The organism is Kribbella sp. NPDC048837 (assembly GCF_055586945.1).
In genome coordinates, this window is sequence record NZ_JBVJHF010000002.1 from 990,802 (window position 1) to 1,006,731 (window position 15,930).

General features: G+C 68.5%; 15 protein-coding genes and 1 tRNA gene. 5 read left to right on the forward strand and 11 right to left on the reverse strand.

Features of this window, described 5'->3' with window-relative positions:
• Positions 1-229: 229 nt before the first annotated feature.
• Positions 230-1,357, reverse strand: coding sequence for a serine hydrolase domain-containing protein (locus ACZ6O0_RS12705; protein ID WP_465764987.1), 1,128 nt, complete (start codon positions 1,355-1,357; stop codon positions 230-232).
• 65 nt (positions 1,358-1,422) lie between these two features.
• Entirely contained in the window at positions 1,423-4,425 is a 3,003-nt protein-coding gene (locus ACZ6O0_RS12710) for a ricin-type beta-trefoil lectin domain protein (protein WP_465764988.1), read from the reverse strand.
• A gap of 195 nt (positions 4,426-4,620) precedes the next feature.
• Between ACZ6O0_RS12710 and ACZ6O0_RS12715 the strand changes: the two genes are divergently transcribed.
• The gene (locus ACZ6O0_RS12715; protein ID WP_465764989.1) at positions 4,621-5,526 is read left to right on the forward strand and encodes a GIY-YIG nuclease family protein; all 906 of its coding nucleotides are present in this window, start codon (positions 4,621-4,623) and stop codon (positions 5,524-5,526) included.
• 65 nt (positions 5,527-5,591) lie between these two features.
• On the opposite strand, the gene ACZ6O0_RS12720 is transcribed toward ACZ6O0_RS12715, so the two are convergent.
• A complete protein-coding gene (locus tag ACZ6O0_RS12720) occupies positions 5,592-5,738 on the reverse strand; it encodes a hypothetical protein (protein WP_465764990.1) in 147 nt (48 codons plus the stop codon).
• Positions 5,739-5,797: 59 nt separating this feature from the next.
• Positions 5,798-6,538 carry a TrmH family RNA methyltransferase gene (locus tag ACZ6O0_RS12725; RefSeq protein ID WP_465764991.1) on the reverse strand — a complete coding sequence of 247 codons (741 nt, stop codon included), beginning with the start codon at positions 6,536-6,538 and terminating at the stop codon, positions 5,798-5,800.
• A 73-nt stretch (positions 6,539-6,611) separates the two neighbouring features.
• Between ACZ6O0_RS12725 and ACZ6O0_RS12730 the strand changes: the two genes are divergently transcribed.
• Positions 6,612-7,421 (forward strand): amino acid-binding protein, encoded by an 810-nt coding sequence (locus ACZ6O0_RS12730; protein WP_465764992.1) that lies wholly within the window; start codon positions 6,612-6,614, stop codon positions 7,419-7,421.
• Here ACZ6O0_RS12730 and ACZ6O0_RS12735 read toward each other — a convergent pair.
• The gene (locus ACZ6O0_RS12735; protein WP_465764993.1) at positions 7,411-7,707 is read right to left on the reverse strand and encodes a DUF4287 domain-containing protein; all 297 of its coding nucleotides are present in this window, start codon (positions 7,705-7,707) and stop codon (positions 7,411-7,413) included. The genes ACZ6O0_RS12730 and ACZ6O0_RS12735 overlap by 11 nt on opposite strands.
• 95 nt (positions 7,708-7,802) lie before the next feature.
• Here ACZ6O0_RS12735 and ACZ6O0_RS12740 point away from each other — a divergent pair, with 95 nt between their 5' ends.
• The gene (locus tag ACZ6O0_RS12740) at positions 7,803-8,399 is read left to right on the forward strand and encodes a TetR/AcrR family transcriptional regulator (RefSeq protein ID WP_465764994.1); all 597 of its coding nucleotides are present in this window, start codon (positions 7,803-7,805) and stop codon (positions 8,397-8,399) included.
• Here the strand turns inward: ACZ6O0_RS12740 and ACZ6O0_RS12745 are convergent.
• The gene (locus ACZ6O0_RS12745) at positions 8,385-9,761 is read right to left on the reverse strand and encodes a pyridoxal phosphate-dependent decarboxylase family protein (RefSeq protein WP_465764995.1); all 1,377 of its coding nucleotides are present in this window, start codon (positions 9,759-9,761) and stop codon (positions 8,385-8,387) included. The genes ACZ6O0_RS12740 and ACZ6O0_RS12745 overlap by 15 nt on opposite strands.
• A 58-nt stretch (positions 9,762-9,819) precedes the next feature.
• Here ACZ6O0_RS12745 and ACZ6O0_RS12750 point away from each other — a divergent pair, with 58 nt between their 5' ends.
• A complete protein-coding gene (locus ACZ6O0_RS12750) occupies positions 9,820-11,013 on the forward strand; it encodes an MFS transporter (RefSeq protein ID WP_465764996.1) in 1,194 nt (397 codons plus the stop codon).
• On the opposite strand, the gene ACZ6O0_RS12755 is transcribed toward ACZ6O0_RS12750, so the two are convergent.
• The gene (locus ACZ6O0_RS12755; protein WP_465764997.1) at positions 10,943-12,151 is read right to left on the reverse strand and encodes an MFS transporter; all 1,209 of its coding nucleotides are present in this window, start codon (positions 12,149-12,151) and stop codon (positions 10,943-10,945) included. The two genes, ACZ6O0_RS12750 and ACZ6O0_RS12755, sit on opposite strands and share 71 nt — an antisense overlap.
• Before the next feature lie 30 nt (positions 12,152-12,181).
• Here ACZ6O0_RS12755 and ACZ6O0_RS12760 point away from each other — a divergent pair.
• Positions 12,182-12,254, forward strand: a tRNA-Thr gene (locus ACZ6O0_RS12760).
• 481 nt (positions 12,255-12,735) lie between these two features.
• On the opposite strand, the gene ACZ6O0_RS12765 is transcribed toward ACZ6O0_RS12760, so the two are convergent.
• From ACZ6O0_RS12765 to ACZ6O0_RS12780, 4 genes are all read right to left on the reverse strand, one after another.
• Positions 12,736-13,179, reverse strand: coding sequence for a GNAT family N-acetyltransferase (locus ACZ6O0_RS12765; protein ID WP_465765596.1), 444 nt, complete (start codon positions 13,177-13,179; stop codon positions 12,736-12,738).
• A 90-nt stretch (positions 13,180-13,269) separates the two neighbouring features.
• Positions 13,270-13,533, reverse strand: a complete 264-nt coding sequence (locus ACZ6O0_RS12770; RefSeq protein ID WP_465764998.1) for a hypothetical protein — start codon at positions 13,531-13,533, stop codon at positions 13,270-13,272.
• Positions 13,534-13,723: 190 nt separating this feature from the next.
• Positions 13,724-14,476 carry an SDR family NAD(P)-dependent oxidoreductase gene (locus tag ACZ6O0_RS12775; protein WP_465764999.1) on the reverse strand — a complete coding sequence of 251 codons (753 nt, stop codon included), beginning with the start codon at positions 14,474-14,476 and terminating at the stop codon, positions 13,724-13,726.
• On the reverse strand, positions 14,473-15,918 hold the full coding sequence (locus tag ACZ6O0_RS12780; protein WP_465765000.1) for an ABC transporter substrate-binding protein: 1,446 nt from the start codon (positions 15,916-15,918) through the stop codon (positions 14,473-14,475). Before ACZ6O0_RS12780 ends, ACZ6O0_RS12775 begins: the two co-directional genes overlap by 4 nt.
• Between the last annotated feature and the right edge of the window lie 12 nt (positions 15,919-15,930).

Here is a 15,930-nt window from a genome sequence, read left to right on the forward strand (position 1 = left end):
GGGTGGTCGCAATCTGCCCTGTCTGTGGAGTGCGGTGCCAGTCCGGCGACGTTGTTGCCGGGTGCTGGTTGCCTGGCGCCGATCACGCCGGCTCGTGTCGCGGATCCGCGCACGCCGCCGGAGGCGGCCGGAGGATTAGCCGCCGCCGAGGGTGGTCCGCAGTTGCTTTGCCTGTGGGACTACGGTGCCCGTGCGGCGACGATGTTTGCCGCGCGGCTGATGGGTGTTGTCAGGTGAGGCAGGTGCGGAGGGCGGTGATGAGGCGGGTGGCTCGGGCGTCGCCGTGGCCGATCATGCGGTTGGTGACGTAGCCGAAGCCGATGCAGTACTCGTCGTCGCCGAAGCCGAACTGCCCGCCGGCGCCGTCGTTGCCGAAGCTGCGGGCACCGAGGAGCGGCCGGAAGCTGGCGGAGTCCAGCAGGAAGCCCGGCCCCCACCGCGCCCCGGCGTCGAAGCCCAGGAACCCGTGCCCGGACGAGACCTCGCGCACGGCATCCGAGACGGTCTCCTCCGACAGCAACCGCGGATGACCGTCAATCCCCGTGACAGCGGCCGCGTAGAGCCCAGCCAGACCGGAAGCAGACGCGACCGCGCCAGCGCCAGGCAACTCCATCCCCAGCAGCGCCGGGTCGTTCCACCCGTGCGGTACGTCGAGACCCGGGAAGACCAGCGCCCCGTTCATCGTCACGATCCGCGTGAGCAGGTGCTCCGGCCCGGGCATCGGCGGCCGTCCCTCGGCCTCGGTCAGGCGCGCCAGCGAACCCAGCTCGGAGGAAGACAGCCCGATCCACGCCCGCAACCCGAGCGGATCCCCAACCACAGAACGGAAGTACGCGCCCGGCAACTCCCCGGTGATCCGCCGCACCACCTCGCCGAGGACGAATCCGAACACATGACCGTGGTACTCGTACGACGTCCCCGGCGCCCACAGCGGCTCCTGCGACTCGATGGCCTCGATCACCGGCGTCCAGGCCGCGATCTCGTCGAAGGTCAGCGTCTTGTCCAGCACCGGAATCCCGGCTCGATGCCCGAGCACCATGCGGCAAGTGATCGATTCCTTGCCGCCAGCAACAAACTCCGGCCAGTAGGAACCGATAGGTGCGTCCAGAGAGAGCCGCCCGGACTGCGCCAGCAGGTGGACGACGAGGCTCACCAGCCCTTTGGCACAAGAGAACACGGGTACGACGGTCTCCCGCTCCCACCGCCGTCCGGGAGCGGCCTCGCCGTCCCAGAGCTCGACCACCTTGCGGCCACCGGAGTACACGGTCACCGCTGACCCGAGCTCGGGAAACAGTGCGAAGTTCTCCACGAAGGTGTCCGCGACAGCGCCGAACCCCTCGTCCACCCAGCCGTCCATGGTCTCCCGCCCTCAATCGATCAGCCGGGCAACTTTACGTCCGAGAGCCCGCGACCACGACTGATTTAGGGCAGCACCCACTTCTGATTCGTTGCACCGGTGCAGGTGTTGAGGATCAGCTTGGTCCCGTTGGCACTCAGCCCGCCGGCTGCGTCGAGGCACAGCCCGGACGCGGCGTTGAGCAGTGAGCCGTCCGCCCGCGGTGTCCACTTCTGCCCGGGGCTGCCGTTGCACGTCCACAGCACCGCGGCCGTGTTGAGCGCCGTACTCCGAGCGTCCAGGCACTTGCCGAGCGACCGCACGGTGCCGTCGTCCGCCGAGGACGTCCACTGCTGGTTCGTCGCGCCCTTGCAGGTGTACAGCGTGGTCGGCGTCCCGTCAGCGGTGGCGGCCTGGTAGATGTCGACGCACTTGCCACCGATCCCGGTGATCGGACCGGTGTCCTGGAACACGCCGAACTCCCACAGCGAGTAGTAGCTCCCCGCGACCCCACGAGCCGTCGCGTTGATCCGTACGTACCTGGCGAAGTTGGGCGTGAACGCGATGTTGTCCGTGCCACCGTCGCCGACCGTCGTCGAGGACACGGTCTTCCACGTTCGTCCGCTGCCCGACACCTGGATCTGATACGCCTTCGCATACGACGTCGACAGCCAGTTGAGCAGCACCCGGTTGACCAACTGCACCGATCCGAGATCGACCCGGAACCATTGCGGATCGCTGCGAGCACTCGACCACGCCGTCGACATCGACCCGTCGACCGCCTTCGACGCCTCCCGCCCGGCGAGGTAGACGCTCGACGCCAGCGTCGCGCGCCCACGGGCGACGTTGCGTTTCGGTACGTACGTCGCCGTGTAGGTCGCAGCCGCCTCCGGTGCGACGAAGTTGTGGTTGCGCGCCCCGCCGTCGGACCAGGTCGCGAACCGGTACAGCTGGTTCGCGACCGGCTGGGTCGGCTCCGCGGACAACGATCCGCTCGACCCGACGATCGTCGTAGCGGTCGAAGGAGTCTTCGCGGTCTTGCCGAGGTAGGTGAGCTGCAGCCCCGACGGTTGCGAAGCGAAGCTCAGCCCGACCGTCTTCGGGTCGAGTCGCACGCTCTTGACGTCGGTCAGTCCGCCGGCGTCGGTCGCGGTCAACCGGAGTTCCAGGTACGACGGATACTCGTGATCGGGCGCGGTGAACGTGCCGCTCGCCCCGGCCACGGCGGTGATCGTGTGCGAGTGGCAGTCGCTCGGGCAGTGATGCATGATCAGCGTCCAGGTCAGCGCCGAACCCGGGAGCGTGCCCTGCTCGGGATCGGTGGCCGAGCCGGCGAAGGTGATCGGGTCGCCGACCTTCCACTTCGTCGCCGGTCCGGGTGAGGTGATCAGCGCGGTCGGTGCGGTGTTCGCGACGTTGATCTGTGTCGATGTCGTCCCGGTGGTATGGCCGTCCGACACCTTCAGGCGTGCGATCACACTGCCACTGGTCGTGTACGTCTTCTGTACGGTCGCAGCCGTCGAGTCGTCGTACTGACCATCGCCGTCGAGGTCCCACGCATAGGTCAGCGGATCGCCGTCGGCGTCGTTCGACGCGGTCCCGTCGAACGTCACGGTCAACGGGGTCGGCCCGCTGGACGGATCGGCGTGGATCACGGCGGTCGGCGGGTTGTTCGTGGCGTCGTAGACGTAGCGCAGGATCCGGCCGTTGTCGTAGTCGACGGCGAACAGGTCGCCGCCGGGTCCGGTCTGCAGCCGGGTGGATCCGTAACCGGAGGCGAACGACACGATGTGCGCCGGGTCCGGCAGGCCGTTGCTGCCGGGCATCATCGCCCACACACACCGGCGGCTGTAGTCGGCGAAGAACAGGGCGCCGTCGTACTCCGGCGGGTAGTTGCCACCCTCGTAGAACGACATGCCGGAGATCGACGAACTGCCCGTGGTGCAAGGTTCGCCGGCGACGATGTGCTGTGAGTGGTCGTACGTGTAGTACGGCGTGCTGACCGCGGACGGACCAGCGGCGTACAGGTTCTCGCAGATGCTCACGTTGAGGGAGTCGTACCCGGGCTGGCGGCCGGGACCGTCGTAGCAGGGCCAGCCGAAGTTCGTGACGCCGGCGGTCGGGTTGACGATCCGGTCGATCTCTTCCCACTTCTGGTAGCCGACGTCGCCGATCCAGATCTCGTTCGTACCGGGGCGGAAGTCGAACCGCATCGGGTTGCGCAGACCGTGGGCGACGATCCGGCGGGCGTTGAGGTCGGAGCTCCCCAGCGCGGGGTTGCCCGGCGCGGCCTGGCCGGTGTCGGGGTCGATGCGGATCAGCGAACCGTCGAGGCCGGCCGGATCGCCAGTGGTACGGACGTCCTGCGCCCGCAGCGCGCCACCTTCGGCGTTCGGCGGGGTCAGCGTCGTACCGACGGGCGCGGGCCCGTCTCCACAAGGGTTGTCGGGTGTCACGTCGGAGGCGGGGAAGCTGTCCTGGCCGTAGTCGACGTAGTTGAAGCTCGCGCCGTCACCACCGCCCGCGTAGAGCATCCCGTCCGGGCCGAACTCGATCGAGCCGATCGAGTGGCTCGGGAAGACCTGGCACCAGTCCTCGACGAGGACCTGTTCGGCGCCGTTCGCGTTGATGACCGACAGCCGTGCACTGGCCTGGCAGCCGTCGCCGGTCGGACCGGGGGGTGACGGGCACGGATCGTCCGTGGTGTCCGGCGTACCCCACTTCGGCGTCGGTCCACCGATCAGGCCGTCATGTGTGTACAGCACGTAAATGCGTGGATCCGCAGGGAAATCGGGGTGCAGGGCGAGACCGAGCAGGCCGCGATCCCAGTAGTTGTAGACCTGCGTGCGGAGATCGGCGTACACACTCGGCGTCGGGTCGTCGAGCGAGTCGAACACCTTGATCAGGCCGCTCTTCTCCGCGACGAAGACGCGACCGTCCGGCGAGAACGCGACGTTCGTCGGATTGACCAGGCCGCTGAACACGATCTGCTCGCTGAATCCCGTCGGCGACACCGCGGCCTGTGCCGGCTCGCTCACCACGAGTGGTGTGAGCAGCAGTACACAGATCGCGGACAGGACGCGACGCACCCTTTTGGCGGAAAACCTCATGAAGCCCCCAGGCCCACAATCCCGGTACCCGGCCTCACATACCCCCTGCGAGCACTCGAGATGCCGGTCAGCATGACTGCCGCGCTGACGTGCGCGCAATACCAGTCCGGTATTCGTTTCAAACACTCCACTCACCGTCGACACGCAGTCAGATTCTGCGTGCACACTGTGGTGATGAGGCGTGATGTGCGGCAGTTACCGGGCGAACCGGGGGTGTACCGGTTCCGTGACGAGACCGGGAAGGTGCTGTACATCGGGCGGGCGCGCAACCTGCGGCGCCGGGTGCAGTCGTACTGGAACCATCTCGGCGACCGCCCACGACTGGCCCGGATGGTACGGCGAATCGCCCGGGTAGAAGGGGTTTGGTGCGACTCCGAGCACGAGGCCGCCTTCCTGGAACGCAACCTGCTCGAGCACTCCAAGCCGCGGTGGAACCGGGTCGAGGGCGGCGCGGAGGTGGTCGGTTACATCCGCTTCGACGACGGGCCGCGCCGGCCGGGGCTGCGGTTCGAGCACACGGTCAGTGGAACCGCGCCACACTTCGGTCCGTACCTCGGCGGCCTGCGGATCCGGCAGGCGATCTCGGCCGTTCATCGCGTACTGCCGTTGCAGTACACGGTCGACGGAGACGGTTCGGCCCGTGAGTTCGGGCAGCTGTTCGGGATCGGGCCGGAGGATCGCGACGCGCTGACCCGGACCGCGATCGCAGTCCTGGAACGCGATCCGGCCGCGGTCGCCACGTTGCGCGACGAGTTGGTACGGCGGCGGGACCGGGCGGCCGGCGAGCTCCGGTTCGAGTTCGCGGCGAAGGTGCAGGACGAGCTGACCGCGCTGGAGTGGATCGTCGCCGAGCAGAAGGTCGCCTGGCTCGAACCCCGGGACGCGGACGTGTACGGGTGGGCGGACGGCGTACTCGTGCACTTCGAGATCCGCGACGGGCGGATGTGCACGTGGACGCAGCGCGCGGTGTCGGAACGGACGGCTCGCGATCGGGTGGCGTCGACGCCGGAGCTCTGGCAGTTGTTTGCCCAACGCAACGCCGAGCTCGCGGTCCGGCTGCGTGACTCGATCGCTGAATAGCATCAGGTGTCGTGACGCAATCCCCGGGCGCGGTCGTGCTGCTGCGACGGTTCGATGATCACCGGCTAGCGGCGGCGCCGGCGCACGAGCCGGCGCCGGCAAACCCGCTGACGTGCGGTGCGCAACAGACCGTCCAGGTCGGGGACGTACGTCGGCAGCCCGGCGACCGCCTCGGTCATCAGGTCCTTGAGCATGTCCGCTTCGCTCTTCATGCAGACCTCCTCACGCTTGCGCTGTTAACGCATTGGCGGCGGGATAGGTTGCACGCGGGTCAGCGGTTGGTGACCTCGAAGGCGACGACCGCGGCGGCGACGGCGACGTTCAGGGATTCGACACCGGCGTGGAGCGGGATCTGCAGGTCGGAGTCGGTGGAGACGGTGATGCCGTTCGTCTCGCCGCCGAGGACGTAAACCGCGCGCGGTGCGAGCTCGGCCTTGAAGAGTGACTCGGGGGAGCGGGCCGACAGACCGTACACGTGGTAGCCCGCGGAGCGGAGCAGGTCGACCGCCGCCTTCGCGGTCGACGTGTTCACGATCGGCGCCTGGAACGCGATCCCGGCCGACGCCTTGATCACGAGCGGCCCGACATGCGGCGTACCGGCCCGGGGCAGGATCACGCCGTCGAACCCGGCGCCGGTCGCGGTCCGCAGGATCATGCCGACGTTGCCCGGGTTCGTCACGCCGTCCAGCAGGAACACGTTCGTCGGCCGTTTCCCGCGCGTACGGACGAACTCCTCCAGCGGCGTCATCCGGGGCGCGTCGACATCGGCCACCACGCCCTGGTCGTGCTTGCCGTTCCCGGCCAGCCACTTCACCCGGCTGGCCGTCGCCCGCTCCACCGGCGTCCCGTACTTCTCCGCCGCCCGCAGGATCTCCTGCATCGACGACCCGGTCGCGTTGTCGGCCAGCACGACCTTCGCCACCGACAACGCCGGGTCGTGCAGCGCCTCGAGCACGGGCTTGCGCCCGTAGACCGTGATCCACTTGTCCCGCGGCGACTTCCTCGATTCCACCCGCCTACGGTACGCCGGACAACTTCACGCCGCCGCAACAGCCGGGCAACGTCGGTCCGTCACGCTCAGTGGCATGGAACAGTTGCGTACGGCGCTCATCGGCGGAACCGCCTGTGAGGTATGTGGGCGACTCCCGCATCCACGGCGACTGCGGTTGACCCTGGCCAAGCTGCTGGCGATCTTCCCGGTCGAGTTCGCCCTGCACGCGGTCGTGCTGTGGCTGCATCCGGCGTACCTCGTCGCGGTCAGCGTGCTGGTGACCGTGACCACTGCCCTGGTCATCTGGGTGATCGAGCCGTCGACGATGCGCCTGCTGCGGTCCTGGCTGCACGCTCCACGAACCCGACCGGTTTCCGGGCTCGGGGCGCTGTGGCGGATCCGGGTGACGCTCGACGACCGGGCCGGCGCGCTGGAGCGGCTGACGCATCAACTGGCCGACCTGGACGCGAACATCCTCGGCCTGCACGTCCACCCGCTGGACGATGGCGTTCGCGACGAACTAGTCGTCTCGACCCCGGACCCGGTCGACGGCGGATTGTTGCTGGCGGCAATCGAGAACGCCGGCGGCCGGGACGCTCACGTGTGGCCGACCACAACGCTCGCCCTGGTCGACGGCCAGACGAAGGCGCTCAGCCTGTCGGCGCGAGTGGTCGGCGACCCGGCCGAGCTCCCGCACGCCGTCGCCGAGCTACTCGGCGCGCGTCTCGTCACCGACCACGCCACGCTGTCCTCCCGCCTGCCCGCGGACGGCACTGTCCTGAAGATCCCGTCGCCGTGGACCGGTCTGTTCGCCTTCACCCGTCCGGGCGAGCCGTTCACCCCGGCCGAATCCGCCCGCGCCCACCGGTTGGCGGAGCTGGCCGAGCTCGGGGTCAGGCGGTGAGCGGGTTGGTGGCCTTGCCGTCGAGCCAGAGGACGTTGGTCGGGTCGCCGTGCGGGCCCTTCCGGCCGACGTGCTTGTCGCTGATCTCCGGACCGTTCTTGATCACGTGGATCAGCGCCATCGCGTGTCCACGGCCGAGGTCGTAGTCCTCCTTCAGCCAGTCGATGATCACGCCGGCCTTCACGTCGGCGGCGTCGTACCCGCGCCCCTTCGCGACCTCGACCAGCTCGCGCGGGGTCCGGCCGGTCTTCTCCTCGATCTTGTCCAGGTACGCCTGGAAGGACATGGTGTCCGCCTCTCTGCTCAGGCGCCTGGTGCGCCCCTTCACCCAGGCGTCGAACGGCCGGGGGCGAAATCGACACACAGCGCTAAAGTCGTTGGATGGGTGACAATCGACTGACCGTGAAGGGCCGGGCGACGCGGGCGCGGATCCTTGCGGCCACGGCGGAGTTGGTGCACCGGCAGGGCGTCGCGCGTACGCAGCTGGAAGACATCCGGCGGGCCGCGGGGGTGAGTGGTTCGCAGTTGACGCACTACTTCCACGACAAGCGGACGCTGATCGACGACGTCATCAGCTGGCAGGCCGACACCCTGCTGGACCGCGAGCCGGTCCTCGACTCGTTCGACGCCTGGCATCGGTGGGCCGACCGAGTGGTCGCCCGCCAGGCCGCCCGGAAGTTCCAGGGCGGTTGCGACTTCGGCGCCCTCGCCGGTCAGCTCGCCGAAGCGAGCCCGGCGACCCGCGCCCACCTGGCCGAGGGCTACGAGCGCTGGCTCGACCGCTTCCGCACCGGACTACGGACCATGCGCGACAACGGCGTACTGCGTCCAGACGCCGACCTCGACGTCCTCGCCAACACGATCCTCGCGGCAATGCAGGGCGGCATACTGCTGTCCCAGACCCTGCGCCGCCCCGAGCCCCTCCGCGACTCCTTGACCGCGGCCCTCGCCACTCTCGAGCTGTCAGCTGCTCGATAGGCAACTGAGAACGGCCGCGGCTGAGCGGTCGATGTCGGACTCGTCGGTGGTCCAGTTGGTGACGGAGATGCGCATGGCGGCCTTGCCCTGCCACGTGGTGCCTGACATCCAGCAGGTGCCTTCCTGCTGGACCGCGGCGACCACCCGCCGGGTCAGGGCGTCGTCGTCGCCGAAGCGGACGAGGACCTGGTTGAGCACGACGTCGTTCAGTACGGCGACGCCGTTCGCGGCCAGCGTGTCCGCGAAGCGGCGTGCCAGCGCGTGACAGCGGTCGACGATCTCGGCGATCCCGGACCGCCCGAGTGCCCGGATGGCGGCGTACACGGCGAACCCGCGGGCCCGCCGGGAGAACTCGGGGTTGAAGTCGAGCGAATCGCGCTCCCCGTTCTCGTCCTGGATCAGGTACGCCGCTCTGATCGACATGGCGGCGCGGTGGGGTTCGGGGTGTGCGCAGAAGACGAGGCCGGAGTCGTACGGGACGTTCAGCCACTTGTGCGCGTCGGTCGCCCAGGAGTCGGCGCGGTCGATGCCGTCGACGAGACTTCGGAGGGCCGGGCTGACGGTGGCCCAGAGGCCGAAGGCGCCGTCGACGTGGACCCAGGCGCCGGCCGCGTGGGCGAGGTCGCAGATCTCGGCGATCGGGTCGAACGAGCCGGTGTTCACGTTGCCCGCCTGCGCACAGACGATCGTCGGTTGCTGCTCGCGGTCGAGGGCTTCGGCTAGTGCGTCCGCTCGCATCCGCCCCTGATCGTCCACGGCGATCGGCGTGATGCAGCTCGTCCCCAGACCGAGGAACCGCAGTGCCCGGTCGATCGTGTCGTGCCGCTCAGCCCCGGCGAGCACCCGGATCGGCGGTGCTCCGATCAGGCCGTCGCGCTCGACGTCCCAGCCTGCGCGTCGGAGCACCTCGTGACGGGCGGCCGCCAGTCCGGTGAAGTTCGCCATCTGGGCGCCGGTGACGAAGCCGACGGACGTGGTGGGCGGCAGTCCGAACAGCTCGACCAGCCAGTTGGCCGCGACTTGCTCGACCACGGCCGCGGCGGGCGCGGCGGCGTACAGACCGGCGTTCTGATCCCAGGCCGTGGCGAGCCAGTCCGCGGCGAGGGCCGCGGGCGTCGCGCCACCGAACACGAAGCCGAAGAACCGCCCGCTGCCGCTCGGCAGCAGCCCTTCCTCGACGCCTTTCGCGAGGTGAGCGACCACCTCCCGGTGATCGGTCGGGCCGGTTGGCAGCGCACCGCCGAGTGCCTCGTGCAGCTCCGCCGCGGTTGCCCGCGGTCCGACCGGGCGCTCGGGCAGTCCGGCCAAGTACGTCGTCGCCCGCTCGAACGCTTCCGTGAGCGGTCCCTCCCAATCCACCATGCCTCTTTTGTACGCCGGGATCGTGTGATGCAGCGTGTGACGGCACTACAGTTCGGCCATGCGAAGGGCTGGAGTGGTGACGGGGAGTCGCTGGACGGCGATCGCCGGTTATTCGCTGGTCGGCGCGGCGACCCAGCTGGTCTGGCTGAACTTCGCCGGCGTGACCACGGTCGCGGCCACCCGGTACGGCGTCTCCGAGAGCGCGATCGGCTGGCTCGCCCAGGTCTTCCCGCTGCTGTACGTCGTACTCGCGATCCCGTGCGGCCTGATCCTGGACCGGTGGTTCCGGGCCGGGCTGATCGTCGGCGCCTTGCTGACCGCTGTGGGTGCCGGCGTCCGGCTGATCGGGGACGACTACGGCTGGCTGCTGGCCGGGCAGATCATCGCGTCGATCGCGCAGCCGCTCGTACTGAATGCGGTCACCGGCATCACCGGCCGGTACCTGTCCCCTCGAGACCGTCCGACGGGGATCGCCGTGGGCACGGCCAGCATCTTCGCCGGCATGGTGATCGCGTTCCTGCTGTCCGCGGTCTTCACCACCGCGGACGACCTGCCCACCATGCTCACCGTGACGGCCGTCTTCTGCGTCCTCGCGGCTCTCTTCCTGGTCTTTGTTCTGCGCAACCAGGGTGGGTTCGAAGTACCTCTGTTGCGTCCGGATCGCAGTGCCCTTCGGATCGCCTGGGGTGATTCACTGATCCGCCGGCTGTGTGTGCTCGCGATCTTCCCGTTCGGGGTCTTCGTTGCCATGAGCACCTTCGCCCAGGCTCTCCTGGAGCCGGCGGGGGTGAGCGGGGGGACTGCTAGCACGATCCTCCTGATCAACGTCGTCGCCGGCGTACTGGGTTGCGCCGTGATCCCGATCCTGGTCGCCCGCCGCCACGCCGAATCAGCCCTCCTTGTCGTCAGCCTCACCGTCACCGCAGCCGCTTGCACCTTGCTCGCCGTTGCCCCTGGCGTGGTTACCGGCTTCGTCGCGATCACCTTGATCGGCCTGCTCCTCCTCCCGGCGCTCCCGATCGTGCTCGAACTCGTGGAACGGCGTACGGGCGAGGCCGAAGGAACCGCGGCGGGCCTCATCTGGATGGCGGGCAACCTCGGCGGCCTGGTGGTGGCGGTCGTGGTCGGGCTGCTCGTCGACCACCCGACGGCCGCCTTCTTGGTGATGGCGGCGATCGCGCTTATCGCCGTACCCGGGGCTCGCGCTCTCCGCCGGCCGATCGCCGAACTCCGATCGCAGTCGCAGCCGTAACCACCAGCCCACCGATGCCTGCGGCAACGAACGTGACGCGGGCGTTCGTGTGCTGGAGCAACAGCCCGCCGAACACGTACGACAGGCCGGCGGCCAGGCCGATCGCGCCGTACAGGTTGCCGAAGACCCGGCTGCGCAGGTGGGCCGGTACGACGCGTTGCAGGTGGGTGTTGATCCCGACGTCGACACCGGAGATGCCGAAACCGCGGATGACCTGGAGCGCGAGCGCGGCCCAGATCGCCCAGGCGAGACCCGTGAGGAGATTGCCGACGCTGGCGACCGCGAACCCGATCAGCATCAGGACCGGCATCTTGAAGCGGGTCGCGTACCTCGCCAGCAGGGCGAACCCGACCACGAGCCCGATGCCGACTCCGGCGTACAAGGTCGCCGCGGCCGAGTCGGTCCCGTGCAGTTCGTCCTTGCCGAGGAAGACCATCGCGACGTCGTCGACCCCGCTGAACGCGACCACGGCGAAGAACCCGAGCCCGATCACCCGGACCTCGCTGGTCCGCCAGATGTAACCGAGGCCGTCACGCGCGTCCTTGAACAGGCTGTGCCCCGTGGGCTCGTTCGGCGGCAGCTTGGGCAACCGGCTCAGCAGCACCGCCGAGACGAAGAACGTGACCGCGTCGATCAGCAGGATCCCGCGTACGTCGGTGATCAGGAACAGGGCCGCCGCGATCAGCGGCCCGACCGCCTCCAGCCCGTTCGTCCCCGCCCCGAGCGCCGAGTTGGCCGTCTCCAGCTCCTCATCCTTGACCAGCCCCGGCATCGCACTCCGCGAACTCGCCTGGAACACCGTCGCCGTGATACTCCGCACAGCCACCATCACCAGCAACACCGGCAACGGCGGCAACACGGCAGCCATCACGACCGTCAGCGCCCCCTGCACCAGGTCACACGTCACCATGACCCGTTTCAGGTCGAACCGGTCCCCGATCGCCCCCGCGAACGCCCCGAACAACCCCGGCGTGAAATCCCCCGCCAGCAGCAGCAACGCCACCGCCAACGCGGCCCCCGTCGACGCCTCGACGTACAAGAGCAGCGCAACCAGCCCGAGCGCGTCGCCCAGAAACGACACCGACCGAGCCACCCACAACCGCCGAAACCCCGGCGACCCCCGCAACAGCCCCCACACGATCCCTTAGTATGGACCGGCACAACACCCGCCGGTGTGGCGCAACTGGCAGCGCACCGCTCTTGTAAAGCGGTGGTTAGGGGTTCGAGTCCCCTCACCGGCTCTTCATGTACTGGTCCGGCCACGCGTGCTACGCAGGCGTTCCTCGTCGCGACGCTCCTCGTCACGCCTGCTACGCCCGCTCCCACCCACCCTCCGGCTCATCGCCGGCACATCCCTCGCCGGCCGCAGCCGGCGTACTTGCGGGCTGCCGCCGGCACCCTGCGCGCTACCGCGCGCCCCGACTGCCCCGGGTCGGCGCCCGTCCATGAGCCAACCGTCCGTCACGCCGATCAGGGACGCCGCACTCGCAACTCCACGCCTGCCGCTCGCATGACCGACCCTTGGCTCCGTGCGATCCGCCAACGATCCGCGAGCCTGACAACCTTCTCTACGTCTTCAAGACGGACGGCCGCGCGCGGGAGATTCCCGGAATGCACTTACCAGCCAGCAGCAGCGATCACTTCGCCCGCTGGCCCGGTGCCTGCGCCGAGCTGGGGCGGGAGCGTCTCCTCGTGGCTGCTGGGAGGCGACGGTCGGGCCGGTCAGGTGGCCGCGGTGGGCTGGCTGATTGTCGCGGTGCGCTCGCGGCCAACCTCGGTGAAACCGAAGCGGGTGTACCAGGGGACTAGTTCGTCTGAGGTTCCGAGGCTTGCCCGGGCACATCCTGCGGCGACGGCATGGTCCAGCGCCGCTGCGACGACTGCTGACGCTGCGCCGCGGCGGCGTTCCTCCTGGGGCGTGGCGACTGACCAGAGGTTTGCCGTGTCTCCGGCTGTGGCGACGGTCGCTGACGAGACCAGGGTGTTGCCGTCGAAGGCTCCGATGATGTCGGCGGCGCCGGTGCCTGGAAGAAGCCGGTCAGGCCGTCCGGGTCCTCGTACACGCCGCCGACCATGCGGAGCAGTCGGGCCCGTTCCTCGGAATCGCCGATGACGGCGGTGGTGAACTTCGAGGGCGGTGGCGTCGGGCGGTTGGCGAGCTCGCAGAGCATCAGGGGCGTGGTGTTCGAGGAGGTGGACTGGAGTTCGTCGAGTGCTGCCGCGAGATCCTGGTGATCGAGGATGCGGATGGAGAAGTCACAGCCGGCCTGAGGGGTTTGGCGAGTCCAGGGCCAGGTGCATCGACCGGGTCAATGCCTGCCTTGATGGCGCACTCAGGAACAGTTGGTGCGCGATCTTGCCGGACCGACCGGTCCACCAGAAGCAGTCGGCCTCGCCGAGCGGTTCCCAGGTGAACACTCCTTCGGCCGACGGCTGTTGCGCCAAGCGGCGCCAGCCGAACACCGCGGCATCCCAGACACCTTGTCCGCCGATGTTCCGGGGCGCATTGTGGGTGCTCATCACGGAATGCTTTCCCGGTGGTCGTTGAAGCGAAACGACACCACGCCTTTGGAAGGTCTCGATCGTCCGCTGGGGGCAGGCGGCAGCGAGGTCGAACCAACCAGCCCCACGCAGATGCCGAGCGGTGGGGTCGTGGCTTGGGGTGCGCGGCCGGCCAGGGCGGCGGGGTGGCCGGGCGCGCTCGTGGTCGTTAGTGCATATAGAGGCCGCCGTCGATGTTGAGGGTTTGGCCGGTTATGTAGGTGGATTCTTCGGAGAGTAGGTAGGCGATGGCGGAGGCTACGTCGTAGGGGTCGCCTACTCGGTTGACGAGGAGGTCGGCTGTCAGGGAGGTTCGTCGTTCGGGGGTTAGGGGGCCGCCCATGATGTCGGTGTCTATGGGGCCGGGGGCTACTGCGTTGACGGTGATTCCGTGGGGGCCTAGTTCTCGGGCCAGGGCTCGGGTCAGGCCGATGACGCCGGCTTTCGCGACGGAGTACGGGGTTTTGCTGTAGGTGCCGCCGCCTCGTTGGGCCGATGTCGAGGAGATGCTGACGATTCGGCCGTAGCCGTGGTGGACCATGGATTCGGCGACTCGGCGGGTGACGTAGTGGACGCCGTTCAGGTTGATGTTGATGACGCGGTGCCACTCGTCGGAGGTCAGTTCGAGGTAGGGGACCGGGGAGCTGACGCCTGCGATGTTGGCCAGGGCCGCGAGTGGGGGGAGCGCGGCCTCGAGTTCGTCGATCGCCGTGCGGACTTCGGGCTCGTTGGACACGTCGGCTGCGACGGCGTGGGACTTCACGTTGTGCTTGTCGGTGATCTCCTCGGCGAGGGCGCGGCCGCCCTCCGCGTCGATGTCGAGGATGCCGATGTGCCAGCCTCGTTCGGCGAGCAGCAGTGCTGTCGCGCGTCCGATGCCGCGCGGTGAGGCCGCCCCGGTGACAACCGCGCTCCGGTTCACTTCGCGGCCCCGTAGTCCTGGCCCGGCCTCCAGTCGGTGAAGACGTAGTCGTCCTCCGAGACCTTGGCTCCGGCCGCTTTCGCCTTCTGGAACGCCTGGGCCCGATCAGCCGAGGTGGCGTCGCTCAGCTTCTTCAGCGCGGCCTTCAGGTCCTTGATCGATCCACCCAGGTAGCCCTGGACGATGTTGCCGACATGCGGAGTGACCGGCTTGCGCAGGGCGTCCACCTTCGCCTGGGCCGGGTTCTTCACGATCGCCTGCGGCATCAGGAACACGTTGGCCTTGCAGAAGTCGACGCCCTTCTTGTAGGCGTCGACCGCCTTCGACGACGCGACGAGGTCGAGGTTCAGCGGGGGCTGATCCATCGCCTCGATCATGCCCTGCTGGTAGTCCTCGGACATGAAGGATGCGATCAGTTGCCCGGCCGCCTCAGGGTTCTTGCTGTCCGCGGACACGAAGTACCCCGAGCTCGGCCGGCCGCGGTAACACCAGGGATTCGTACCGGCGGTCGGCACCAGCACCTGCCCGGACGCGAGCTTGTCGACGATCGTCGGCGCCAGCGCCTTCGATCCACCGGCACACCAGATGCCGTCGATGAACGTTCCGACCGCGCCGGAGGCGTACCGGGTCCGGGCGTCGACGACACCGAAGTTGTTCGAGCCGGGCATGATCAGCTTGTCGTCGTTCAGTTCCTTCAGGTACTCGATCACCGTGACGTACGCGTCGTGGTGATAGGCGTACTCGCCGGTGGTGAACTGCAGACCCTGGTACCCGGGGAAGCCGGCCGTCTGCGCGAGGTCGTCGACCTGGTCACGGATGCGTCCGCCATCCGCACCGATCGCCAACGTGAGCGGCTGGATCCCGGCCGACTTGAGCTTCCCCAGCGCGTCCTTGAAGGCTCCGTAGTCCGTGGGCACGTTGTCCGGATCAAGCCCGGCCTTGGACCAGTGGTCCTTGTTCGCCCAGACCAGCGTCGAGCTCTGCCGGAAGCTGAACATCGGAAACCCGTAGAGCTTGCCGTCCAGCTGGGTGATGCCCTCGGTGAAGGCGTCCTTGGGAAGCTTGGCCTTGACGTCCGCCGGAATCGTGACCTCGTGCACCCATTTGCCACTCACCAGGGCGGGCAACGGCAACCCGATCACGTTGGAGTAGACGTCCGGCATCTTGTTGGCCTGATGCGCCAGCTGGAACGCCTGCGTTGCCTTGGAGGCGTCGTAGTAGGTGTGGGCGACGTTGGTCTTCAGCGCTGACGACTGCGTCTTCGCCCAGTCGTCGTTGAGACGCTTGAACGAGCTGAAGTGATCCCACCAGTCCAGCGATCCGGTGGCACCACCACCACTCGCGCTGCTGGCCTTGTCGGTCGAGCTGCTGCATCCCACCGCGGCGCCGGCGACGGCGAGCACCGATGCGCCGAGCAGACTGCGACGTGTCAATCCGGTCATGATCGTTCCACT

What these genes read in the sequence shown, in the direction of transcription:
- ACZ6O0_RS12705 (WP_465764987.1), bottom strand. Translation starts at nt 1,357, where the DNA reads ATGGACGGCTGGGTGGACGAGGGGTTCGGCGCTGTCGCGGACACCTTC.
- ACZ6O0_RS12715 (WP_465764989.1), top strand. Translation starts at nt 4,621, where the DNA reads ATGAGGCGTGATGTGCGGCAGTTACCGGGCGAACCGGGGGTGTACCGG.
- ACZ6O0_RS12720 (WP_465764990.1), bottom strand. Translation starts at nt 5,738, where the DNA reads ATGAAGAGCGAAGCGGACATGCTCAAGGACCTGATGACCGAGGCGGTC.
- ACZ6O0_RS12730 (WP_465764992.1), top strand. Translation starts at nt 6,612, where the DNA reads ATGGAACAGTTGCGTACGGCGCTCATCGGCGGAACCGCCTGTGAGGTA.
- ACZ6O0_RS12735 (WP_465764993.1), bottom strand. Translation starts at nt 7,707, where the DNA reads ATGTCCTTCCAGGCGTACCTGGACAAGATCGAGGAGAAGACCGGCCGG.
- ACZ6O0_RS12740 (WP_465764994.1), top strand. Translation starts at nt 7,803, where the DNA reads ATGGGTGACAATCGACTGACCGTGAAGGGCCGGGCGACGCGGGCGCGG.
- ACZ6O0_RS12745 (WP_465764995.1), bottom strand. Translation starts at nt 9,761, where the DNA reads ATGGTGGATTGGGAGGGACCGCTCACGGAAGCGTTCGAGCGGGCGACG.
- ACZ6O0_RS12750 (WP_465764996.1), top strand. Translation starts at nt 9,820, where the DNA reads ATGCGAAGGGCTGGAGTGGTGACGGGGAGTCGCTGGACGGCGATCGCC.
- ACZ6O0_RS12770 (WP_465764998.1), bottom strand. Translation starts at nt 13,533, where the DNA reads ATGAGCACCCACAATGCGCCCCGGAACATCGGCGGACAAGGTGTCTGG.
- ACZ6O0_RS12780 (WP_465765000.1), bottom strand. Translation starts at nt 15,918, where the DNA reads ATGACCGGATTGACACGTCGCAGTCTGCTCGGCGCATCGGTGCTCGCC.